Here is a 22,173-nt window from a genome sequence, read left to right as displayed (position 1 = left end):
TCCTTCTCTATGCTCTTACTTTAAAATTTCTCTGGGATCAGTCAGGTGTCCGGTAATACCGCTTGCGGCAGCCGAGGCGGGACTCATTAAATGAACCATTCCTCCCTTACCCATCCGTCCGTTGAAATTCCGGTTTGTTGTGGATGCACACACTTCGCCTTCAGCAAGGACACCAGTGGACATGCCCAGGCATGCGCCGCAGGTAGGATTGGTCACACAGTAGCCGGATTCCATGAATGTCTGAAGAATTCCCTCTTTCATGGCCGCCTTGAATATTTCGGGCGTTGCCGGTGAAACGATTCCTCGAACGCCGGGGGCAAGAGGTTTCCCTTTCATCACCGATGCGGCTTCCCGAAGATCGGAGAGCCGTCCATTAGTGCAGCTCCCGATATATACCTGATCAATTTTCGTCTCACTTAATTCGGAAAGTTTTTTCACCTGATCGGGTTTATACCCAACCGTCGCAACAGGCTCGAGCGCTGAAACATCGATGGTATGCCGTGAAGCATACCGGGCGTCATCATCCGAATGCCACTGCCGGAACGCCGCGATCGCCGCTGCTTTGTCATTTCCATACTCTTCAGAAATGAAAGGCCACAGATAATCGACCGTGACGGAATCGGGCATGCATACACCCGATGTTCCACCGGCCTCAATAGCCATATTACAGAGCGTCATCCGCTCCTCCATGCTCATGGAATCGACTACCGGACCACCAAATTCGATCACATGATCGGTAGCACCATTGACAGTCAGCTGCCTGATAATCTCCAGAATGATATCCTTTGCAAAAACACCTTTCTGCGGTTTACCGGTAATATCGATCCGGATCGTTTTCGGCTCCCTGAACGAACAGACCCCCTTGAGGATACCAACCTCGAGATCGGTCGTTCCCACCCCGGCGGCAAAGGCGCCGAAGGCGCCGTGAGTGCAGGTATGACTGTCTCCCATAATTACCGTGTAGCCCGGACGGATAAAACCCTTCTCCGGAAAGATCGCATGACAAACGCCGTTACACCCCACATCGAAAAAGTCTTTAATCTTGTGGCGATGCGCCCAGTCGCGCAAAATCCTCGCCTGCATAGCAGTCTTCGAGTCCTTTGACGGCGTTACGTGATCGATGACCGCCTTTACTTTTGACGAATCGAAAACACGGTCCTTTTTACGCCATACCAGATCGGCAATTGCAATGGGGGTGGTTATCTCATGGCATAAAACAACATCCAGAGAGACAATTTTTGTCCCCCTAAAGGGCTCATCAACCACATGCTTCTGGAAAATCTTTTCGGTGATCGTTTTTCCCATGGGTATCCCTCGTTTCAACTATGGTTATGTATCACTACTTTTTTTCATTACGTTTCGTTGTATCTATTGTTACCGAATCCTTCACTCAGTCCCGATCATGAATCTACCTGCAAATAATCCTTGTGCGGGGGGATTGCGCACCAGACCGCACGAAAAGGTGCGTGGGCGCCACTGACCAGCTTATGGGGTAGTCGCGCATTAAACGATATGCTGTCACCCACGTTCAAATCATACTTCGATTCTCCAACCCACAAAACCGCCATACCCGACAAAACATACCCCATCTCAACACCATCATGCCCCCCGGTCGATAATTCAACCTCACGGCTCTGGGCAATCTCCAGAAGAAACATCTCTGCGGGATATGCGTTGTCAAAACTCGTTATCAACTGTTCGTACTGTGCACCGTTGTTTGCCGTTGTCAGACGTTCTCCCGGACGATGAATACGCGCGGTCCGGGCCGGCGAAAGAAACCTGAACAGATCGACGATATCCATATCCAGGGATGAACAGACACCCATCAGCGTTTCAATCGACGGCGACACTTTTCCCCGTTCTATCTGACTCAGCATGCTTATCGATATCCCCGCTTTTTCGGCAATATCACTCTGATTTTTGCCGGTCTTTTCCCGGTACGCCCTGAGAATAGCTCCAATGTGATCCCGAGGATAATTCAGTATTACTTTATTCATTACAGTAATTATAAAACATGTTTAAGAAAAAGTCAAATTAAAAACGACGCCGGGGAGTATTGCAAATAGTATTTTTAAGCCGAAGGCAAAAAGAGATGTTTTAAAACCGGATATCAAATATTTTGTATTTATGGAAAAGAGCAAAAAATACACCGAGGTTAATCTTCAGGAGCTCGAAAAAGAGCTCGACAGCACCAATCTGAAGATTGACGATATACAAAATCTGAAAAAGCTGACCGAAAGTCAGGCGATCGAGCTTGCCGGCGGCGATCTTTTAGAGCATATCGAGAAGGATGAAGAGATTCTTTTATCGCTCGATAAGCAACCCGGCACCTATCACCAGGATATCATATTTGCACTCATCCAGATCCGTCTTCCTGAAAACGAAGCCCAGCGCGACTGGAAAGAGATCCTGAAGCATAAATACGATATAAGCCAGAAACTGGGACGGAATGTTGGTATCCATGTTGCGGCACTCGATTATTATACCAATATCAAACGGAAGATAAAGCATCCGAAGATCATCGATGCCAACGAATATGCCGACACGGCAAGCCGTGCACTGGCCGACGACCTGACCAAGGCATACAACCGTCAGTTTTTCGAGCAGCAGATCAAGCGGCTCTTTTTTAAAGCCAAAACCGGCGGAAATCTCTTTTCGATGCTTATGCTCGACCTCGATCATTTCAAAATGTATAACGATCTCAACGGGCATATCAAGGGTGACATCGCACTGATCGAGACAGTGCGGATTCTCCATGCCGTGTGCAGCACCGACGATACGGTTGCCCGGTATGGCGGAGAAGAATTTTCCATTCTGCTGCCGAACCAGTCGCTCAGTCTGGCGATGACAACGGCCGACAACATCCGCAATGCGCTCTACGACTACCGCTTTGTTAACGAACAGCACCTTCCGGGCGGCCGCCTTTCAGTTTCCATTGGCGTCACCGCTTTCCGCGACGATATCAAGGAACCCTCGGAAATGATCGATGAGGCCGATGTTGCACTCTATCGGGCAAAAAACAGCGGAAGAAACAAAGTCAAAGCATTCTTCAGAGAATCCGCGAGTTGAGTATATGGATTGTCAGATAATTCGGGGAAACACGCGCCTGGTGGGCCTGTTCGGTTATCCGGTCGCGCATTCGGTCTCGCCGGTGTTTCAAAACCATGCATTCAGAAAACTCGACCTTCCCTTTGTCTACATACCCCTGGAAGTTAAACCTGAAAATATCCAGACTGCGGTTGGGGCTTTGAAAGTCATGGGATTTGCCGGCGCCAATGTCACGATCCCGCACAAGCGGGCAGTCATGCAACGTTGCGACCATGTTTCAGATATTTCCCGCTTAACCGGAACAGTAAACACGCTCTATTTCGACAACGATCGACTCTGGGGCACCACGACCGACCCGCAGGGTTTTTATGGTGCACTGCGATGGATGGGGCACGAGCCCCGGGGCGGCAATATTGTTATTCTGGGCAACGGTGGAACCGCCCGTACCCTCGGGTTTTCGCTTGCCCTAAAAAAAATTCCCGCCACCCTTACTCTGGTGGGCCGCAATGAAGACCGGGTCGGGGGCCTTGCCAAAGAAATTACCGAGAAAACCGGTTTTCCCGTTCAGTGGACGCTTTTTTCCAACGCTTCTCTCAGAGACCGGATGGAACCATGTGCCCTTTGTGTCAACTGTACTTCACTGGGCATGCATCCACGCGCCGATGTCTCCCCCTTGGAAAAGGAGATGCTCCACCCCACAATGACTGTTGTTGATGCAATCTATAATCCACCCAAAACAAAGCTTTTAGCCATGGCTGAAGAAAAAGGGTGTACCATTCAGAACGGACTCAGGATGCTGCTCTACCAGGGGCTGGCGTCCTTCACCTACTGGACAGGAGCGAATGTCCCTGAAGACATATTCGACATGGAAGAACTGGAAAGGCTGGTCGTGCACAAATGAAATGGAAAGTGGCAGGATCACAATTAGACGGAACTATTCACATACCGCCGTCCAAGTCCCATACAATCCGTGCACTTTTAATCGCGACCCTTGCAGAGGGAAAATCGATAATCCGCAACCCCCTTCTGCAGGGTGACGGCAAATCCGCCCTGAATGCAGCCCAGGCCCTTGGCGCCGGGATACACGACACCGGTACAATGCTCGAAATCGACGGCATCGGCGGAAACTACAATTTAGGTAGCGGTGATGTTTATACCGGCAATTCGGGGACTACAACCAATCTTTTTACCTCGGCGGCGGCCCTGGGTTCGATCAGGCGCCGCTTTGACGGCGACAATTCCCTGCGGTCCCGTCCGGCAAAACCGCTCCTTGAGGCATTAACGCTCCTTGGCGCAATCTACGAAATCGAAAGCGATACCGGGGATATACCCTTTACCATTCACGGACCGTTGAAAGGCGGCGCAACCACTGTCGACGGAGTTTCTTCGCAGTTTGTCTCGAGTCTTCTGTTCACCTGTCCTCTTCTTTCGGACGATACAACGATCACCGTGCACAACCCCCACGAAAAACCCTATATCGACATTACGCTCTGGTGGCTCCGGAGCATGGGGATCCGTTACGAAGCATCATCGGATTATACAACCTTTTTCGTACCCGGGAACCAGCGCTATAACAGTTTTAACCGGGCTGTCCCCGGTGATTTTTCATCGGCGACATTTCCTGCTGTAACGGCTTCAATTACCGGTTCAACCCTTACAGTCGACGGGATCGATTTCAGCGATCCCCAGGGCGACAAAGAGATATTCACGGTTCTCCAGACAATGGGCGTTGTCATTGAGAAAAACGATGGGTCGGCCACGGTCAGGGGTCCGCGGGAGCTGCAGGGAACCACGATCGATCTGAACGCCATGCCCGATTCTTTGCCGGCAATAGCCGTTGCAGGATGTTGCGCAAAGGGGACAACACAAATAGTCAATGTCGCCCATGCCCGCATCAAGGAATGCGACCGGATCGCAATTATCACCCGGGAATTAAGAAAAATGGGAGCCCAGATCGAGGAAAAACCCGATGGCCTGAAGATTCATCACAGCAAACTCAAAGGTACGGTTGTTGACGGTCATGGTGATCATCGGGTAGTCATGGCCCTGGCCCTGGCCGGGATGGTTGCCGAAGGCGAAACGGTTATCACTACCGCTGAAGCATCACAAATAACCTATCCATCCTTTGCACAAGACTTCAGAAATATCGGCGCAGTACTGGAAGAAATTGGAGAATAGCTTTATGCAGCAGATTGTCGTAGCACTTGGTGACCGTTCATATCCTGTTTTTATAGGTTCTGATACCTTCAAAGAACTGGCCGTTGCAATTAAAAAAGAGTTTCACGGGGCCCGTTTTGCCCTTGTCACCAACACGACGATCCAGGAACTGTACCGTTCTCAGATCGAACAGCTTCAGCATTCCCTCGACGCGCTGGTGTATGCTATTCCCGACGGCGAAAAATACAAGACCATCGACACCTGGTCGGGCATCCTCGATACGCTTCTTGAGAACCGTCTGGAGCGGAGTTCGGTTATTATTGCCTTTGGCGGCGGCGTCGTGGGCGATATCACCGGTTTTGCCGCTGCATCCTTTCTCCGGGGAGTCAAATACATCCAGATACCCACCACCCTTTTAGCCATGGTCGATTCGAGTGTGGGAGGCAAAACCGCGGTCAATCATCGCAGAGGTAAAAATCTGATCGGTGCATTCCACCAACCGGGTCTGGTATGGGTCGATACCGCTTATCTTTCCACCCTCCCCGAGCGCGAATTTATTGCCGGCTATGCCGAGTTATACAAATACGCCTTTATCGGCGGAAAAGAGATGTTCGATTTTGTTATGGAACACCACGATGATATGATCGCAAAAAAGCCCGGTATTCTGCAGGAGGGTATCAGACGCAGTATAGCCGTCAAAGCACGCATTGTCTCCGATGATGAGCGTGAAAGGGGCAACCGGGCACTGCTCAATTTCGGCCATACCTTTGCACACGCGCTCGAAAATTATTATAATTATGAAAAAATCCTTCATGGCGAAGCGGTCCTGTGGGGAATTGCCTGCGCCTGCGATCTGGGAGTGCGAATCGGCACTGTACCCGAAGATTCACGGAAAGCATACGAGGCTCTTCTCAAAAAGCCGGGCATGCCCGAACTCCCTGATACGCCTGACTGCGAACACCTGTACGATGCCATGTTCTCCGATAAGAAAGTCTCTGGAGGAAAGATCCGCTTTATCGTGCCGACCTCTCCGGGAAAATCAATAATAAAAAGCGATATTGACCGAAATGCTATTATAGCCACCCTTACCCGGATTTTTAAAACTCAACCGGCCAATGATTGACAACAACGACAGACCGATTCAACAACCATCGCATACTCCCTCATCCGAGACCGCTATAGACCAGGGTGTTTCAATCGACAGTATTATCAATGGGGCCGTTGATCTCTGCAAAGAACTCCCATCCAGCTACGATATATATACGGAGCGGATTGAAGAACTCCGGGAGCGGTTATCAAAAGGCAAGCTGCACTTTGCCGTTCTGGGGCAGTTCAACCGGGGAAAGAGCACCTTTATCAACGCACTTTTAGGCGTGAAAGTGCTCCCTACGTCAGTGCTTCCCCTCACCAATGTTCCGACAGTCATTCGCTACGGGCGCACAGAAAAGAGCATCGTGAGTTTCTCTGATGAAAAAGACGATGAAATTGCCGAAAATTCAAGTGAAGCGATTCAGCAGCTCCTTATTAAATATGTCACTGAAGAAAACAATCCGAAAAACCGGCATAAGGTTGCATCGGTGCATGTAGAGTGTTCCAGTGATCTGGTGCGCAACGGGACGGTTATTATCGATACGCCGGGATTCGGCTCCACCTTTATTCATAATACGCAAACCACGATCGACCTGCTCTCTGAATGCGACGCCGCCTTCTTTCTTTTAAGCGCGGATCTGCCTATTACCGAAATTGAAGTCTCCTTTCTCAAGGAGATGCAGAAGTTTGTTCCCCGCATATTTTTTGTGTTTAACAAAGTCGATTTGTTGAATGAAGAAGAACGGACAAAGACCACCAAATTTGTCCGCGCCGAAGTCCGGCAACATCTCGACCTTCCCACCGATGTCACGCTTTTTCCGATTAACGCCCGGCAGGGCGAATCGTCGACGGCCCGCGATGAAACCGATCAGCCCTGGAACCGCAGCGGTTTGCAGGCGATTGTCGACGCCATCAATCATTTCATGATCGCGGATAAATATTTTATCCTTTCCCATGCCCTCAATGAAAAATTGCACGATGCACTCGACGGCATCACATCAACTCTGGGCAAAGAAATTGCCGAAATCGGTGCACCGGTATCGGAGCTTCATGAAGCTGTATTGCAGCTCAAAGAAAAAGTCGAGGACATCGAAAAACAGTCTCAGTCGGAGATCACCATGGTTGAGGCTGAAAAAAAGGCCCTCACCGAATTTTTAGACAAAACGATCGATAAGCAGAAGCAAAGCCTTCACGGACAAACCGAAGAGTTTTTTCACGACATCTTAAAGCAGGACAATGTCAAGCTCATGCTCAAAGACCGACTTACGACATCCTATCCATCCTTTTATACCCAGGCAAGCAAGGCTTTTGTTTTACAGGTAACAACAGCCATCAACAAGCCGCTCAGAAAAGCATCGCTGATCCATCGCCGGGAATTCGAACGGATTGCCCAAAAAGCCCGGCAGTTGCTTAACGTTACCTTTACCATCCCCGATGCGGTAAAGGACACCCTTGAAGGCATGGAGATTTCACCGCCCTATGAAAGCATCTCCAAAAATACCGATGAAACACTCGCCCGGTTGAGCACCTCTTTTTCCGACCGCTTTAAAAGCAAAGAAGCTCTCGGGAAACATTATGAAACCATTTATCTGCCTATCTTGAAAGAACATATCGATTCGAGCATCGAAATCCTTTCGAAGGCTTTTCATGAAAAGATAACGCACCTCTGCAGTCAGTTGTCCGCCGAACTCACCAATAGTTATTCGGCTTTGAAAAAGTCTACCTCCGGAAAACAGGAGGAACAAGAGTCTCGCTGGCACCAAGCACAGGAAAAGGCTCGGCCGCAAATCGAGAAAAAAGAAGATTTAAAAGAGGGATTTGAAAAAATAAAAAAGCGTCTTCCGTAAGTAAGACCGGAAAGCTATTTGCCCCGGTTTAACTGCTCGTCGATCTTGTGGAGTTCCTCGATCCGCTTTTTGGCATAAATACAATTTTTCGACTTTTTCGAATCGCATCCTGCAAACTCGATAAAATAAGACCATGCCTTGATAGCTTCCATGAGCACTCCCGGGTCTTTGTCGACATAGATATACTGTTTATCGAGGGAGGTTGCCAGATCGAAGAGAAGGTCGCTTTTGAATTCGTCGGTAATCTGAATGACCGAGCCCTTCGTTGAGGAGAGTGCGGTCTCGAACCGTTCCTTGGCTTCGATATGCAGCGATTGGCGCATGTAAATTTTCCCGAGATAGGCGTCGATAGCCGGATCGGAATATTCCATCCTCAACTTTTCGAGGATCGACCGGGCCTTGGTCAGCTGATTTCGGTAGGTAAAGGAGATATAGGCCAGCCTGATCTGGGCTTCGAGATACTCGTTTGCCAACCCGCCTTCATCGACCGTCGGGACCGATTCATACACCTGCACGGCTTCACCCCACAGCCGCCGCCGTTCGAGTTCCTTGCCCTTACCAAGCAATGTGGAACCGGAAAGCGCCGACCCCGAATTCTTCATTGCTGACGATAGGGTGGCATTAGTAGGGGTACCGGATTTAAAAAAGGCCGAATAGATCGACAATGCCAGGGCGAGGGTTGAGAAAAGTGCCGAAATAGCCGGAAATGCCCGTTTAAATGAAAAAGGGACCCGCACCCGCCGTCCCTCGCTCCAGGCGGTAAGGCGCTGCGCTGATATCTGGATTATCTCTTCGATCTCCTTTGTCGTTTTTGGCCGATGGTCCCGCTTTTTCGACAAAAGCCGATCGATCAATTCTTCGGTCAGGACCGTTACGGTCGGGCGGACACTTCGAAGTTTGGCATATTTACAGGTTGTAATTTTGTCGATAAGTTCGGTGAGATTTTCGGCGGCAAAGGGTTTTACCCCGGTACACAGCTCGTACATGATAATCCCGAGAGAGAAAAAATCACTCCGCGCATCGAGATCCTCGCCCTTAAGTTGTTCGGGCGACATATAATGAAAGGTCCCGACAATCATCCCCTGCATCGTGTTTGAGGTAATATTGAGCGGTTTTGCCGCACCGAAGTCCATCAACTTGACCAGCTTTCCCTGGGTCAGCATGACATTTTCGGGTTTCAGATCGCGGTGAAGAATCCCATGGATGACTTCGTTGTTGGGTGCGGTAATCTCGACATTATGAGCATAATCGAGCGCCCGGGCGACCTGGGTAGTTATCTCGAGTATTTCCCGCTCATTCAGCTTCGGGTTCATCTGGATATATTCACGAAGGGTCTGCCCCCGGATATACTCCATCTCGATATAAAAATAGCCGTCCTGTTCACCGGTATCGAAAACACGAAGGATATTGGGATGGTCTAGACGGGCGGTAAGCTGCGCTTCCTGCCTGAAACGGAAATAAAAATCTTCTTCCTCGGTAAGGGATGGTTTCAGGATTTTTATCACCCGGTCGAGATCGAACCGCACATTATAGCCCCGGTAAACATAGGCGGAGCCGCCCTCACTGATTTTCTCGATTATTTCACAATGACCGAATGTTTTGCCGATAAAGGGGTCCGACACCGAAGGTGTCGCTGCATCATCGGGTGCATCGTATGATTCGGCCGGTGTTTTCCGTTTTTTCTCAGGCATGACTCAATCGGTCGATAAGGTTATCGATTTCCGTCTCTACAGCGGTTATCTTACCGTGTACCACCTCTTTAGCCTGTGATAATTCCATTTTCGGCTCACTGCGGCACGATGCATAGAATTTAATTTTTGGCTCTGTACCGGATGGACGGACACTGACAATAGTCTTGTCGGATAAAAAATACTGCAAAACATTGGAAGAAGGAAGGTTTATATCTTTTTCTTTCACATTTTTTCGTTTATCCAGCGTGGTGCCGTCAAGATAATCTTTGATCACAACGACCTCCTGACCGGCAAACTGAGCCAGCGAATTGTTGCGCAGTTCATCCATAATCGATAAGGTAATCTTCGCCCCTTTCTCTCCAGTAAAATACTTCGAGATAAGGATTTCTTCAAAATCCCCGTATTCATCATAGATCTGATTGAGCCGGTCGAACAGGGTCATGCCTTTCGTTCGATAGTAGAGCGCCATTTCGGCGGTCATGGCCGCGGAAGAGACCGCATCTTTATCCCGGACACTGGTCCCCACGAGATAACCATAGCTTTCTTCACCGCCGAATACATATTCCGGCCCCTTTTCCATGTTTTCGAAATCGCGGATCAGTTTGCCGATATATTTAAACCCGGTAAGGGTATCATAGCAGGCAAGCCCGGCATTTTCGGCCACCAGCCGCTGGAGTTCGGTGGTGACGATCGTTTTCACAAACGCACCATTGGAAGGCAGCGTTCCCTGCTCTTTTCGGGTTGTCACGATATAATCGAGCAGAAGGGTCCCCAACTGGTTCCCGGTGAGCAGAACCCAGGAGCCGTCCACCGGCACGCCCACACCCAGCCGATCGGCATCGGGATCGGTGCCCAGAACCAGATCGGCCTCTGTTTGTTCGGCAAGCTCAAGGGCCATTTTCATCGCCGATGGTTCTTCCGGGTTGGGATAGGTAACGGTCGGGAAATTGCCGTCGGGCTCTTTCTGTTCTTCCACCGGGGTAACGGTAATCCCCATCTTTTCGAGTGCCGTCTGCAGCGGCATTCGCCCTGCCCCGTGAAGGGGAGTATAGACCGCCGAAAGCTCGCTTCCCCGTCCTCTAATCAGATCGGGACGCAAGGCCTGACGACGAATCGTCTCGATATACGCATCATCAATTTCGTGGTCAATATGCACAAGGAGGCCCTGTTTCACGGCATCTTTTTCCGACATACCGGTAATATCGGTTACATCGTATACTTCATTAACGATTGCCTTATCCTGAGGGGGAACAATCTGCGCACCATCTTCCCAGTAAACCTTATATCCATTGTATTGGGCAGGATTATGACTGGCGGTCAGCACGATCCCGGCTGTTGCTTTCAGGTGACGAACAGCAAAGGAAAGCTCAGGGGTCGGGCGAAGTCCGGTAAACAAATAAGCTTTGATACCGTTTCCTGCGCATACACAGGCTGCCTGAAGAGCAAAGCGGTCGGAAAAGCGGCGGGAATCATAGGCAATGACAACCGATGCCCGGGCCGGGTCTTTTTCTTTGACAATATAATTAGCCAGCCCCTGAGTGGCCCGCTGGACAATATAGGGATTCATCCGGTTAAAGCCCCCGCCGATAATACCCCGTAATCCGCCGGTGCCGAAATTCAATTCGGTATAAAACCGGTCTCCAAGCGCTTCAAAATCCTCCTTACCCAGAAGGTCCTCGACTTCCTGTCTGAACTGCGGGTCCTTTTCGACCGCACAATATTCCTTCGCTTTTTTAATTATTTCCGATTGTTCCATTTTTATTTTCCCTGTCCTTCCAAAGTATGAATTGATCTATGTCTCATGATGTATTTTTGGAAAATTAAAAAGTAAACGTGATTGCGGCAGCCGGCAGACCGGTGAATTCGGGCTGCGATGGGCACAGTGTAACCATACAAAATAATTAAATACATCCGGAGTTCATACTATGCGCATACTTTCAGGAATTAAACCCTCGGGAACGCTTCATATCGGCAATTACCTCGGAATGATCAAACCGATGATCGAATCCCAGGACCGGGGCGAACTCTTCTGTTTTATCGCAAATATGCACAGTCAGACGACCCTTTTCGATGCCCAAAAGCTGTATCAGAATACCACCACTGCCCTGATCGATCTCCTTGCCCTGGGAATCGATCCCGACCGCTCGGTTTTCTGGGTGCAATCCGACTTTCCCGAAGTGACTGAGCTGACCTGGTATCTCAATAATGTCTGTCCAGTGGGACTTCTGCAGCGATGTCATGCCTATAAAGACGCTGTGGCCAGGGACATCCCGGCAAACACCGGACTCTTCTGCTATCCCGTGCTCATGGCTGCCGACATACTCATGTATCAGTCGAATCTGGTACCGGTGGGAAAAGACCAGAAACAGCATGTTGAAGTCACCCGCGACCTGGCGATCAAATTCAACCAGACCTATGGTGAAGTGTTCACTATCCCCGACGCCGAGATTTCGGATACGGTTGCGGTAATCCCCGGTGTTGACGGTCAGAAAATGTCAAAGTCCTACGACAACATTATCGAGATTTTTGCGCCCGAAAAGAAATTGAAAAAAAAGGTCATGTCGATTCTTACCGATTCGACGCCGGTTGAAGAGCCCAAGGATCCCGGCCGGAGCGTTATCTATGGTATCTACCGCCTCTTTGCCGATGAAAACAAAGCCCGGGAGATGGAAGAAAAATTCCGCCGGGGCGGATATGGCTACGGTGACGCCAAAAAGGAACTCTTTGCTCTACTCTGGGAATACTTCGCCCCCCAGCGCAAGCGCCGCGAAGAATTAATAAACAATCTCGACTACGTTGAGGAAATCCGCATCAAGGGAAAAGAAAAAGCCCGCGCTGTGGGATTGAAAACGCTTGAGAAGGTCAGGATGCTGACCGGGATCGGGAAGAATGAGCGTATGAGCGCACGCCTGTCCCGATGAAAATCGGGAAGAGCACGGGGGAAAACGACGCGACGAGGCGAGGGGATACTGGATTGGGAATGAAACAGGATTATGGATCTAATATTTCATTACACTTCGACTTCTGCCCACTCTCACTAGCCTGCCAGCTCGACAATAAACCCCCGATGCTTTGACAGGTCGATAAGGATAGGTTTTACTTTCTGATGATGCTTTGTTTCGTAGAGAATAATCTGGGGATGTTCGAGATTTTCGTGATTGTCTCTGGCTACCACTCCGTAGTAGCCCACGAGTTGTGAGATCGGTGCGTTGACAACCCGTATTCTGGCGCCGACCGGGTAAAGCGGTATCATGGTGATCATTGTTTTGATTACATCGGCATTGAGAAAATTACCCCCCAGCTCGATCAGCCGTCTGAGCGCAGTGCGGGCATCATGTTTTCTGCTGTAATGCTTTCTTCCGTTCGACAGCATATCGTAGGCGTCGGCAACCGCCACAATCTCGGCATAGCGATGGATCATGTTTTTTCTGGAAAAATCTTTTACCGGCGGAAGGTTTTCTCCCCGTAATCCCCGGGGATAGCCGGTCCCATTCTGATATTCATGGTGCTGAAAGGACACCGCCGAACTGGTAGCCGGTATCGATGGATTCTGGGAAAGCATCAGATGCCCGTATACCGTATGCTGCTGCAACTGGCGCTTTTCTTCATCGGTGAGCGGTTCATTCTTCTCTAAAATATCCTTCGAGATCGCCACCAGCCCGAGATCATAGTTGATCGCCCCCATTCCCAGCTGTTTCATTTCATCATAGGAAAACCGGTATTTCTTTCCCAGGCAGAGCGCCGAAATGGTCACGTTGACTACATGGGTGAAGTATGATTCATTGATCTGAGCCAGGGCCGAAAGGTTCAGCACTACCGCCGATTGAGCAAGGATCTCTTCGATAAACTTGTCGAGCGTATTGACAATGCCGGAATTCATGATCAGCTTGTCGAGGTGATTGCGGTTTTCGGCAATCAGGTCCTGCACAGTCTTCTGGGTCTGCTGTTTGTACTGAAACAGCGATTTCATCTCCGAAGTGGTCTTTTTGAAAGCCACCGACATTTCCCGCTGGACATGTTCGGAGATAATCGTTTCGGGAATAACCTCCTCGGTCCCCTCAACTATAATCTTGACTGTGCCGAAACCAAGGGATTTAAGCCGTCGCCGGTATCGCTCGGTAACCCGGTAACCTGCTGCAAGGAGCAGTTCTCCCGATGAAGTAAATATTGATTCGGCAAGAACCATGTCGTCGGTAACATCATCAATTTTATATCTGACCATTAGTAAAGCTTAACCCCTGTTGCTGTGCGCTAGGATGCATATGAATGAATGTATTATTTCGGTAACTAAACGTGGCGTGTTTCATTTGTATTTTTTGCTGTCATCCCGGACTTGGTCCGGGAATCACAGGCTTTTTTAAGCATTAAGAGCTGGATTCATCATCAAATGCAAAATGACAAAAAAGTACACCAATGATGCTATATTTCAGTGCCGGAGCAATCGCTCCGAGGATATTGTACGTTGTGAATATCGCTGAATTAACCAAAGAGCCCCTGCCTTTGCCAAAAAATGGATGACTATCGATTTTATGACTGTTTATACCATTATATACCTTTTGCATTTACCTTGTGAAGGAGAAAAAAAACGGCAATGTGCGATGTCTTCCTAAAGAGTTTTTTTTCCACTACCGATATTACATAATAAAACGCACCATCAGCATTATCCGGAAGGAGCAGGGACGTGAATTATTTCAGGGACGAAATAGATCCTCCTCAGTTACAATCGCCCAATGTCCGCAAAGGCCGGTTTCTATGGCGTAAGCCCGATTCTCAGAAGGAGTATCTGGATGCTTTGATACAGAAAATTCAGAGTGGTTATTACAGCAGCAATACGGTTTTGGAAAATATTGTTGAAGAGATCGCTCCGGTTTTCAGCAGCACATTGAAGTCGGACCCTTCTCTTTACTAAGAGATTCTCCGCTTGCATTTCCGGCCTCCAAAAGATATACTTTAATCGCATTCACTATGCGTAATACAATGCTGTTCAACCAGTTAGTCTTCCTTTTAGCCCGAATCGGCGATGAGCTATAAAAAGAAACTCAAGCGGCTCCTGATCTTTGTAAAAACGAGTTCGGGGCTGAAAATCATCCTCTTTTTTATCGGTGTTATACTCCTCAGCTCCTTTGTTGTTTTTCTCATCGAACGAAACAGGAATGAAGGTTTTGTTTCCTTTTTTGACAGCCTCTGGTGGACCATTGTAACAATTTCCACCGTCGGTTATGGCGACCGGCTGCCCAACTCAACGATTGGCCGGGTCGTTGCAATTCTTACTATTTTTCTTGGAATCGCCATGATGGGTACGGTTACCGGTCGTATTGCATCTTTTTTGCTCGAACGTCAAATGAAAGAGGAAAAGGGTCTCATGGATTACAGTAGCATGACCAGGCATTTTATTGTTTGCGGCTGGAAACAGGGGATGGATTTGGTATTACGCGAAGTCCTGACACGAAATCCCGAACATGATCCATCAACGACAATTCTCCTAAACCGTGCTCCGCTCGAAGAGATCAATGCTATTCGAAGCGAACCTTTTTTCAAAGGTATCCATTATGTTCACGGGGATTTTATCGAAGAACGGGTGCTGATACGGGCCGGTATCAAGGGCGCTGCAAAGATTCTTGTCATGGCCGATTTTTATACCGAAGGCGACCTTCAGCAGATAGATTCAAAAACAGTCATGGCAGTAATGTCGATTAAAAATCTCAACAAAAAGGCCTATGTGTGTGCCGAACTCCTGGACACCAAATTCGAAAAGTATCTCAAGATTTCCCATTGTGATGAGATCCTGCTTTCCCGGGAGTTTTCCCGTTTTATGCTCGCCTCGGCCTCCTCGGGCGAAGGTCTTTCTCATGTTGTTAAATCACTCTTATCAAAACAGAGCAAGGCACGTATCAAAACAGTCGATCTGCCCGAGTCGCTTATCGGTAAAACCTACGGCGATTTAATCGAACATTTCAAAAAGAACCATACGCTCCAAGTAGTGGGACTTCTCGAAAACACCGGCAATATCATGCTCCGGAAAAAAGAAGCTTTGCGGGAAGCACAGAAAAATCCCGACATATCCAAACTGGTCCCCGACCTCAGAAATGTCAAAGGGCTTATCGCCAATGAACCGGTAATCAATCCACCGCACGATTACGATATTAAAAGATATACCAAAGCGATCGCCATTTGGGGAACAACCTATTCACCTTCACCGGAACATGCATGATGGCACAATCAAAAGATTTTCAGAAAAAGATTGACCGCCTCAAAAACATCGCCCTGTTCAAAGCCTTTGCCGACAGCACCGAGGCCATGGAGAAAATCGCACAACTCTTTACCACGGTCTCTGTAGGAAAAGATCATGTCGTCATTGCCGAAGGCGAAGAGGGGGATGAACTCTATGTGATTAAATCGGGGACCGTTATTATCGAAAAAAAGACCATGCAGGGGGACTCCTACACGGTCATCGAACTGAAAGCCGAAGACAACGTCTTCTTTGGTGAAATTGCCCTTTTGGATCCCGACAAACGCTCCGCGACTGTCATCTGCAAAACCGACTGTGAATTCTATGTTCTCAGCCGGGAAAAATTCATCAAGCTCGGCGATGAATCCCCCCCTATCGGCCTTCATGTCACAAGGGAATTAACCCGCATTGTCTGTAACAGAATCCGCAAAGCAAACAGCGATATTATTACCCTCTTCGATGCCCTGGTTGAGGAAATGGCCGAGAGTGAAGGGATGGGTGAGCGGTAATGTCGTGAAACGACGCGACGACGCGGTGACGCGACGAAAGAAGAGTGAGCGCACGAACGAACGAGCGGAACCCAAATCTCTAAATCCTTAGCTTTTCATTCTTCCTCTTTCCCGGATTCGTTGAGCGCTTGTTGCGAATAATCTTCTCCCGCTCCTCTCATTCCAACCTGCACAGCGCCCACTGTTTCGGGAAAAAGCACACCTTGCTGTTTTCTCCGAAAAACTGCTCCCTGGCTTCGCCATCCTGGGTACGGTTGAAATTGAGACGGAAGGTTGAGCCTTTCTTTAATTTAGCCGGCTCCAAAAATCCGGCAGGGATAAAAAATTCGATCGTGTAACCATCTTTATGCCAGTTCCAATGGGCCTGCAGCAACTCTTTGTCACGCTGGTTCCATTTGTAAGGAATATGTATATAGCAAGGACCGGCGATCAGGTTTTCGGTCGGGAGAAACATTATCTGAACAGCGTCATCGTAGATCGTATCCTTTGTGGTTGCGGTGTTCCGGTCGATAAACAGCTCGATACAGTCGCCGAGATACGGGTCACCATCGTACAAATGCAGAATGGAATCATCGAGCACCGCCGCGCCGTACAATCCTTTTTCATTCCAGGCAAAATAGAACGGGCTGGTCTGCTTTTTCTGCAACGGAAGCGGCATGGAGGGCGTCTTTTTCCACTCGTCAACATACCCGTCGACAGTCATTTCGCTTTTTGCCCGTGGTATAATAATCGGATTCTTATCGGTCCCATTGCCCGCAATTTTTGCATTTGTTTCCGACCTAAATGGTTTTTCGACAATGCCGTTCAACCATTCTTCAATATTGGTATAGCCGTCCTTGTTCCTGTCCCCGGAGGCATCCCTGGGGTCCTGCGGATTCAGGCCATGCTTTTTCTCCCATTCATCAGGCATGCCGTCATTGTCTGAATCTGTGGGAGGCGCTGCGGGCCTGAGCACGGGCCACCAGTTGACTTCCGAGGGATGGCTGATAATTTTTCCGCTGCGGAGTTTGACCTCCTGGATAACCCGATGATCGTGGGAGTCTCTCCGTGGAAGGGTTGCGCCGGCATTGTTCAGGATAGATTCATACGCCTCGAGATAATGCTGCGTTGAAACTTCGGGGGCATCGAACCGGCCAGGATATTGCAGGCTGTCGCGCTGCTGCGGTCCGGCCCACACGACTGCATCGTATTCATCCTGGTCCTCGCATACCCGGTACGGGCCGATATTGCCTCGTGCAAAAACCCGCGTGTCAACGCAGAGGGTAAGGCAGGGTTTTTTCCATGAGTTGGGCCCATGATATAATAGTTGCCCACAAAATTGACATTGCCGTTGTGGTTCGTTTTCGGGTAGGCGATTCCGGCCCGTACCCACCAGTTGTAGACAAGATTATTGACAACATCGATTGTATGAGGATACTCGTTGTCTGCCGGAAGATACGGGTTCCGGTCGACACAGTGAGCGATCAGGTTATGGTGAAGCGTGACATTGGTGGTGTGATAGCCGACCATGAGTCCTTTGCTGTGCGCGCCTTTGCGATTGGTGCTCTTATGGAGGCCTTCAGCGCTGATACACCACTGGATCGTGACATCTTTGCTGTGCCAAATGCACTCAATATTTTCATCGACACCCCAGGAGACCGAGCAGTGGTCGATAATCGAGTTATGGACATTGCGGAACGTGACGCCGTCATTGCCGTTTGTTGCGCGGTCGGTGCGGACCGGGGCGGTGGTATCGCCGATAAACGCGCGGTTGTCGCCCGGACGGACCCGCAAATACCGGACAATCACATCGGTCACCTCTTTTTCCCGGTCGCCCAGAAGCGCCAGGGTGCTGTTTTTCAGGCAGACGCCGTCACCGGGAGCGCTCTGGCCCGCGATCGTTATATAGGATTCCGAGATACAGATTGGTGCTTTTAATTCGATCGTGCCGCTGACTTTGAATATCACGATACGGGGCCCCGGCTGCTCGCAGGCCCACCGGAACGTGCCGGGGATAGTATCCTCTTTTTCGGGATCGTAATCGTCGAGACTGGTCACACAAAGGACCTTGCCGCCCCTTCCGCCTTTTGCATACATGCCGAATCCCTCTGCGCCGGGAAAGGCGGGAATCCTCTTTTCGGGATATGACACTTTAAACAGGATTAAGATCGCCAGAAAAACAACGCACCGCTTGCTCATCAAAAAATCCCTTCGCTTGATCGAACAGATCATGAAAAATAGCTGATAGGACCGGAATATCAAAAAGTTATGTAACTACTCAGGGGGATCCGCCTCGTCATTCCAGCTTTCGCCGGAATGACTCCAGAAATCATCCTTATGGACTTGAGTGGGTACAATATTATAAGATATGCAAACTAAGCGATGCAATCAACAAAAAAATGCAGAACAATACAACCGGCCATTATGTGCTGCTGTAGCGAAAGTGTCATTCGCCTGATTTCATTTTCGCCATTTTGGCCTTTGCACGTTTGTTTGCGCCATAGCAGGCGTGCTCCAGGACAGCTTTCATAAGCGGTTCGGGATTATCCACCGTGAGCATGAGATCATCCTGATTATTCTCGATCCAGAAGGGAGCGTCGATCAGCGGAATGATCCGGGGTGGTTTACCGGTGAGCGAGGCCCAGATATAAGTAATCGATTCACAGAGTCTGACTGTGACCGGGAGCCGCCTGATTCGTGTATCGAAAGGGTCTTCACAGAGAGATTGCGGCGAGAGCACCGAATACTCTCTGCATCGTGACGGCCGCTCGTGATAAATGCTGCAGGAGCCGTTTTCCAGGAACGGGCAAGTGATATGAAGGTCGAAATACTCCCGGTTGACCGCAAGGATTTCTTCATCGGACGCGCTGCACATATAGAGTTTCATGATTTTTTCGATAAGGCCGTTTTGCTTCAGCAGCGTGCGGGCAGCGGTAAATCGTTCACTGATAATTTCTTTTCTTTTGTCGGGAAGCGATTGCAGGACCTCGGCCACATGCACGGCTTCGGGCGGCGACAGAGGGACCATCTGCCGGCAGCACACGCCACATCCGGGACCGCAGGAGATTTTTTTCCCGAATTGCGCTGCAATACCGGCGCCCAACTCATTCACCCTATCGCAGAATGGAAACAGGTTCCGTACGATATGACTGACTCGTGCGGGCGCGGCCGGAAGGCTTGTTTCAAAGGTGAGGATGCCTTCAGGAAGATCCAATCGGAACGGAGTTGCCTTTTTTGCCTTAAGGCCCCCGTCGCCCGCATATCTTGAGAGTTCCTGCATAATTGATCTTATATCAATGAGTTATCTCTCTGATTGAGAAGCCTTTTCCCGCCTGAGAGCGGCTGCCCAGGAAAAAGCGAAAAAGTAATTTTTCCAGATTTGTGCAGTGCTGTTATATTCATTATCGAAAACAAAATAATCGGCAAGAGCTTCACGGGTCCGTACGAGTTCTTTTAAACGGGAGACGTTTTTGGGATCTGCTATAGTTAAATCCAGGAGCTCGAGCACGCGATCAAAAGCCAGATTGGAATACTCTTGGTTGCCCTTATCTTTCCAGTTTATTGTACGTTCAATTTCACTGCCGATATTGGCCATCTGTTCGATAAACGGCATTTCAAACCATCGTCCGGAAATTAACCCTTTATGTTGCATGCTCATTTAATCCAATCCCGGACAATTCTGATTATTTTTTCCTGCATTTCAGGATTTTCTACACCTCGACTGCGATTTCCCTGCGATGGCCTTAAATTAATCATTGAATCGAACTCAATAAAGCCTGGATCGGTGAGATCTAATTCGGGATAAATATTTATTCCCCATATGTCTTGCTGTTTTGAGCCATCCTCTAGCAGCAGCGCTTCTTGATCGGAATGCAAATCGGCGTCTACGGCAATTTTCCGGCGATTTACATCAACCACAGCCTTCACTAAATTTCCGAACATCTTTTGCGACATTTCTTTCAACTGTGCAATTGCAATTTTTTCTTTTACTATTTCCATAGGCTAAAAATTAGATTCAGCCGGCAGATGGGTCAAGTAGATTGTACTCTGAAACCGGCAGGGACCACAACAGTTCTCCTGTCCCGAGCTTGCTGAAGCCTGAAAATCCGGAATTTGCTTTTTTTTTGCTGACCGCTGCACCAAGCGGTTGTGTGGTGGATTCAACTGTGGAATTCAGCATAGCGCGATTGAGACCGGACTAGTGGTGATTGATGAGGAAGGGATTGCGGTATTTCGCCCTTATCGGAATTTAATCAACAGAAAATCGGAACTTTTAAGTCCTGTTTCAGCCGCTATTCGGAATTAATGCCTATCAAAACCTGTTCAATCATCCGCTATCGCAAAGATTAGGGATTGATTACAATGGCATTTGATTTGCAGTAAGCGAGGGCAAGAAAAAGGAAAATAGATTAAGGAAATAGATCAGGAAAATGGATTAATGGATTAGGAAAGTGGGGCAGGAAAATGGATTTAGCAACCGGCATTCTGCATCCGGTATCCAGCATACAGCATCCAGATTCCAGTTTCTTGCTGAAATTAAATAACTTAACCAAGGAGTTCGCCATGAATTCTCAAGCAGAGAATGCCGGTTCCGGAGCAACTGCAAAGAGCACTTATCCTGCTAATAAGCAATCACTTAGATCGAAAAATCGAAACGGCGATTCTTCCGTTACGACCTCAATGAAAGCGGTCGCAATTTTTCTTTTGTGCAGTATCGCCCTGTGGACCTGGACGTTATCATCGTATCATACCAAAAAACAACTAATTACAGTTACCGGAACCATAGAAAGCCTACAGGATTCAGAAAAAAGGAGTGCTTTTCGCCTGATTGTTTCCGATCAGCATGGAAAAACAGTTGAATATACTATTGTTCCGAACAAAAACGGGAAAGCGATCAGCAGGCTAGCGGGAAAGAAAGTGGAGGTGAAAGGACGGTTTAAGGGGGACCCCGGGCGGCGAAATATCACGGTTATTTCATGGAAGGGCTGAGAAGCGACCGAATTTCTTTATATGGAAAGGTATTTATTTGCATTAGGGACGCATTAGGGACGGGGTTGCTTTATTTCCTTAAGCCTCCTGTCGCCTGCACATTTTGCGCACCGACGATGCGTTCATATCGGGATACGGGGTGACTTCCCTGAAAGAAGAGCCCGAGATAAAGACAAACACCGCCAAATCCATTGCCGCAGGGCAGTAATGTCTTTTCTTATGAAACAGTAAATCCTTAATTCAATTATTTAACTCCGCCCCTGGATTTAACGAAGTATGGAATTTCTTTATATGGAAAGGGATTCCATCGCTTTGTATCCCTTCTAAGGAAAATGCTTGATTATAATCTATGCCGAAAAAATCGGCATAGGAAGATCTTCGGCACGGAGGAGACTTGGGGACGAGAGCTTTGGGGACGAGCTTTGGGGACGGAGTTGCCTTTATTGCCTTAAGTCTCCTGTCTCCTGCACATCTTGAGTACCGACGATGCGTTCACGCCAAGATATGCGGCGACTTCCCTGAGAGTATAATAATGCTGCCGGACTGCCTTTTGGCAAAATGACGCACGCGCAAAAGAGCGAATATCTCCCCGCCCCCGCTTCAGCACCTGCTCTAACTCAACACGAAACTCCCTG

Annotated in this window: 20 protein-coding genes; 10 read left to right on the top strand and 10 right to left on the bottom strand. The window is 48.9% G+C overall.

All coding sequences use genetic code 11. The annotated features are described in order from the left end of the window. Window positions 1–15 precede the first annotated feature (15 nt). Both GF401_18425 and GF401_18420 read right to left on the bottom strand, forming a co-directional pair. Window positions 16–1,305 (bottom strand): homoaconitate hydratase family protein, encoded by a 1,290-nt coding sequence (locus GF401_18425; GenBank protein MBD3347035.1) that lies wholly within the window; start codon window positions 1,303–1,305, stop codon window positions 16–18. A gap of 95 nt (window positions 1,306–1,400) precedes the next feature. Further along, the gene (locus GF401_18420; protein ID MBD3347034.1) at window positions 1,401–1,997 is read right to left on the bottom strand and encodes a helix-turn-helix domain-containing protein; all 597 of its coding nucleotides are present in this window, start codon (window positions 1,995–1,997) and stop codon (window positions 1,401–1,403) included. A 130-nt stretch (window positions 1,998–2,127) separates the two neighbouring features. Here GF401_18420 and GF401_18415 point away from each other — a divergent pair, with 130 nt between their 5' ends. From GF401_18415 to GF401_18395, 5 genes are read left to right on the top strand one after another with little or no spacing between them, the layout of a single operon-like run. Then, complete coding sequence (locus tag GF401_18415; protein ID MBD3347033.1) at window positions 2,128–3,069, top strand: diguanylate cyclase; 942 nt, start codon at window positions 2,128–2,130, stop codon at window positions 3,067–3,069. Then, window positions 2,987–3,949 (top strand): shikimate dehydrogenase, encoded by a 963-nt coding sequence (gene aroE, locus GF401_18410; protein ID MBD3347032.1) that lies wholly within the window; start codon window positions 2,987–2,989, stop codon window positions 3,947–3,949. The genes GF401_18415 and aroE overlap by 83 nt, the downstream gene beginning before the upstream one ends. Beyond that, window positions 3,946–5,226, top strand: a complete 1,281-nt coding sequence (aroA, locus tag GF401_18405) for a 3-phosphoshikimate 1-carboxyvinyltransferase (protein MBD3347031.1) — start codon at window positions 3,946–3,948, stop codon at window positions 5,224–5,226. Before aroE ends, aroA begins: the two co-directional genes overlap by 4 nt. Before the next feature lie 4 nt (window positions 5,227–5,230). Then, window positions 5,231–6,328: a 3-dehydroquinate synthase gene (gene aroB, locus GF401_18400; GenBank protein ID MBD3347030.1), complete on the top strand. Its 1,098-nt coding sequence runs from the start codon at window positions 5,231–5,233 to the stop codon at window positions 6,326–6,328. Next, complete coding sequence (locus GF401_18395) at window positions 6,321–8,141, top strand: hypothetical protein (protein MBD3347029.1); 1,821 nt, start codon at window positions 6,321–6,323, stop codon at window positions 8,139–8,141. The genes aroB and GF401_18395 overlap by 8 nt, the downstream gene beginning before the upstream one ends. A 14-nt stretch (window positions 8,142–8,155) precedes the next feature. On the opposite strand, the gene GF401_18390 is transcribed toward GF401_18395, so the two are convergent. Both GF401_18390 and GF401_18385 read right to left on the bottom strand, forming a co-directional pair. Then, complete coding sequence (locus GF401_18390; GenBank protein ID MBD3347028.1) at window positions 8,156–9,832, bottom strand: protein kinase; 1,677 nt, start codon at window positions 9,830–9,832, stop codon at window positions 8,156–8,158. Next, a complete protein-coding gene (locus GF401_18385) occupies window positions 9,825–11,588 on the bottom strand; it encodes a phospho-sugar mutase (protein MBD3347027.1) in 1,764 nt (587 codons plus the stop codon). Before GF401_18385 ends, GF401_18390 begins: the two co-directional genes overlap by 8 nt. A gap of 169 nt (window positions 11,589–11,757) precedes the next feature. Here GF401_18385 and trpS point away from each other — a divergent pair, with 169 nt between their 5' ends. After that, window positions 11,758–12,753 carry a tryptophan--tRNA ligase gene (gene trpS / locus GF401_18380; GenBank protein ID MBD3347026.1) on the top strand — a complete coding sequence of 332 codons (996 nt, stop codon included), beginning with the start codon at window positions 11,758–11,760 and terminating at the stop codon, window positions 12,751–12,753. Window positions 12,754–12,869: 116 nt separating this feature from the next. Here the strand turns inward: trpS and GF401_18375 are convergent, their stop codons facing one another. After that, window positions 12,870–14,054, bottom strand: coding sequence for an HD domain-containing protein (locus tag GF401_18375; GenBank protein MBD3347025.1), 1,185 nt, complete (start codon window positions 14,052–14,054; stop codon window positions 12,870–12,872). Window positions 14,055–14,513: 459 nt separating this feature from the next. Here GF401_18375 and GF401_18370 point away from each other — a divergent pair, with 459 nt between their 5' ends. The 3 genes from GF401_18370 to GF401_18360 all read left to right on the top strand — a co-directional run bounded on the left by GF401_18370 (window position 14,514) and on the right by GF401_18360 (window position 16,570). Next, window positions 14,514–14,741: a hypothetical protein gene (locus GF401_18370; GenBank protein MBD3347024.1), complete on the top strand. Its 228-nt coding sequence runs from the start codon at window positions 14,514–14,516 to the stop codon at window positions 14,739–14,741. A gap of 111 nt (window positions 14,742–14,852) precedes the next feature. Continuing rightward, window positions 14,853–16,043, top strand: a complete 1,191-nt coding sequence (locus GF401_18365; GenBank protein ID MBD3347023.1) for a transporter — start codon at window positions 14,853–14,855, stop codon at window positions 16,041–16,043. Continuing rightward, the gene (locus tag GF401_18360; GenBank protein MBD3347022.1) at window positions 16,040–16,570 is read left to right on the top strand and encodes a cyclic nucleotide-binding domain-containing protein; all 531 of its coding nucleotides are present in this window, start codon (window positions 16,040–16,042) and stop codon (window positions 16,568–16,570) included. Before GF401_18365 ends, GF401_18360 begins: the two co-directional genes overlap by 4 nt. A gap of 157 nt (window positions 16,571–16,727) precedes the next feature. Here GF401_18360 and GF401_18355 read toward each other — a convergent pair whose 3' ends face one another. The 5 genes from GF401_18355 to GF401_18335 form a co-directional block, all read right to left on the bottom strand. Then, window positions 16,728–17,747 (bottom strand): hypothetical protein, encoded by a 1,020-nt coding sequence (locus GF401_18355; protein MBD3347021.1) that lies wholly within the window; start codon window positions 17,745–17,747, stop codon window positions 16,728–16,730. After that, a complete protein-coding gene (locus GF401_18350) occupies window positions 17,642–18,748 on the bottom strand; it encodes a hypothetical protein (GenBank protein MBD3347020.1) in 1,107 nt (368 codons plus the stop codon). The genes GF401_18355 and GF401_18350 overlap by 106 nt, the downstream gene beginning before the upstream one ends. 247 nt (window positions 18,749–18,995) lie before the next feature. Continuing rightward, the gene (locus GF401_18345; protein MBD3347019.1) at window positions 18,996–19,829 is read right to left on the bottom strand and encodes a hypothetical protein; all 834 of its coding nucleotides are present in this window, start codon (window positions 19,827–19,829) and stop codon (window positions 18,996–18,998) included. A 21-nt stretch (window positions 19,830–19,850) separates the two neighbouring features. After that, window positions 19,851–20,207, bottom strand: a complete 357-nt coding sequence (locus GF401_18340; protein ID MBD3347018.1) for a hypothetical protein — start codon at window positions 20,205–20,207, stop codon at window positions 19,851–19,853. Continuing rightward, window positions 20,204–20,548 (bottom strand): hypothetical protein, encoded by a 345-nt coding sequence (locus GF401_18335; protein MBD3347017.1) that lies wholly within the window; start codon window positions 20,546–20,548, stop codon window positions 20,204–20,206. The genes GF401_18340 and GF401_18335 overlap by 4 nt, the downstream gene beginning before the upstream one ends. 564 nt (window positions 20,549–21,112) lie before the next feature. Here GF401_18335 and GF401_18330 point away from each other — a divergent pair. Then, on the top strand, window positions 21,113–21,538 hold the full coding sequence (locus GF401_18330) for a hypothetical protein (GenBank protein ID MBD3347016.1): 426 nt from the start codon (window positions 21,113–21,115) through the stop codon (window positions 21,536–21,538). Window positions 21,539–22,173 lie beyond the last annotated feature (635 nt).

This window comes from Chitinivibrionales bacterium (assembly GCA_014728215.1).
Lineage (GTDB): Bacteria > Fibrobacterota > Chitinivibrionia > Chitinivibrionales > WJKA01 > WJKA01.
Note: the sequence above shows the minus strand (reverse complement) of the source record. Positions and strands in the feature narration are given on the sequence as shown.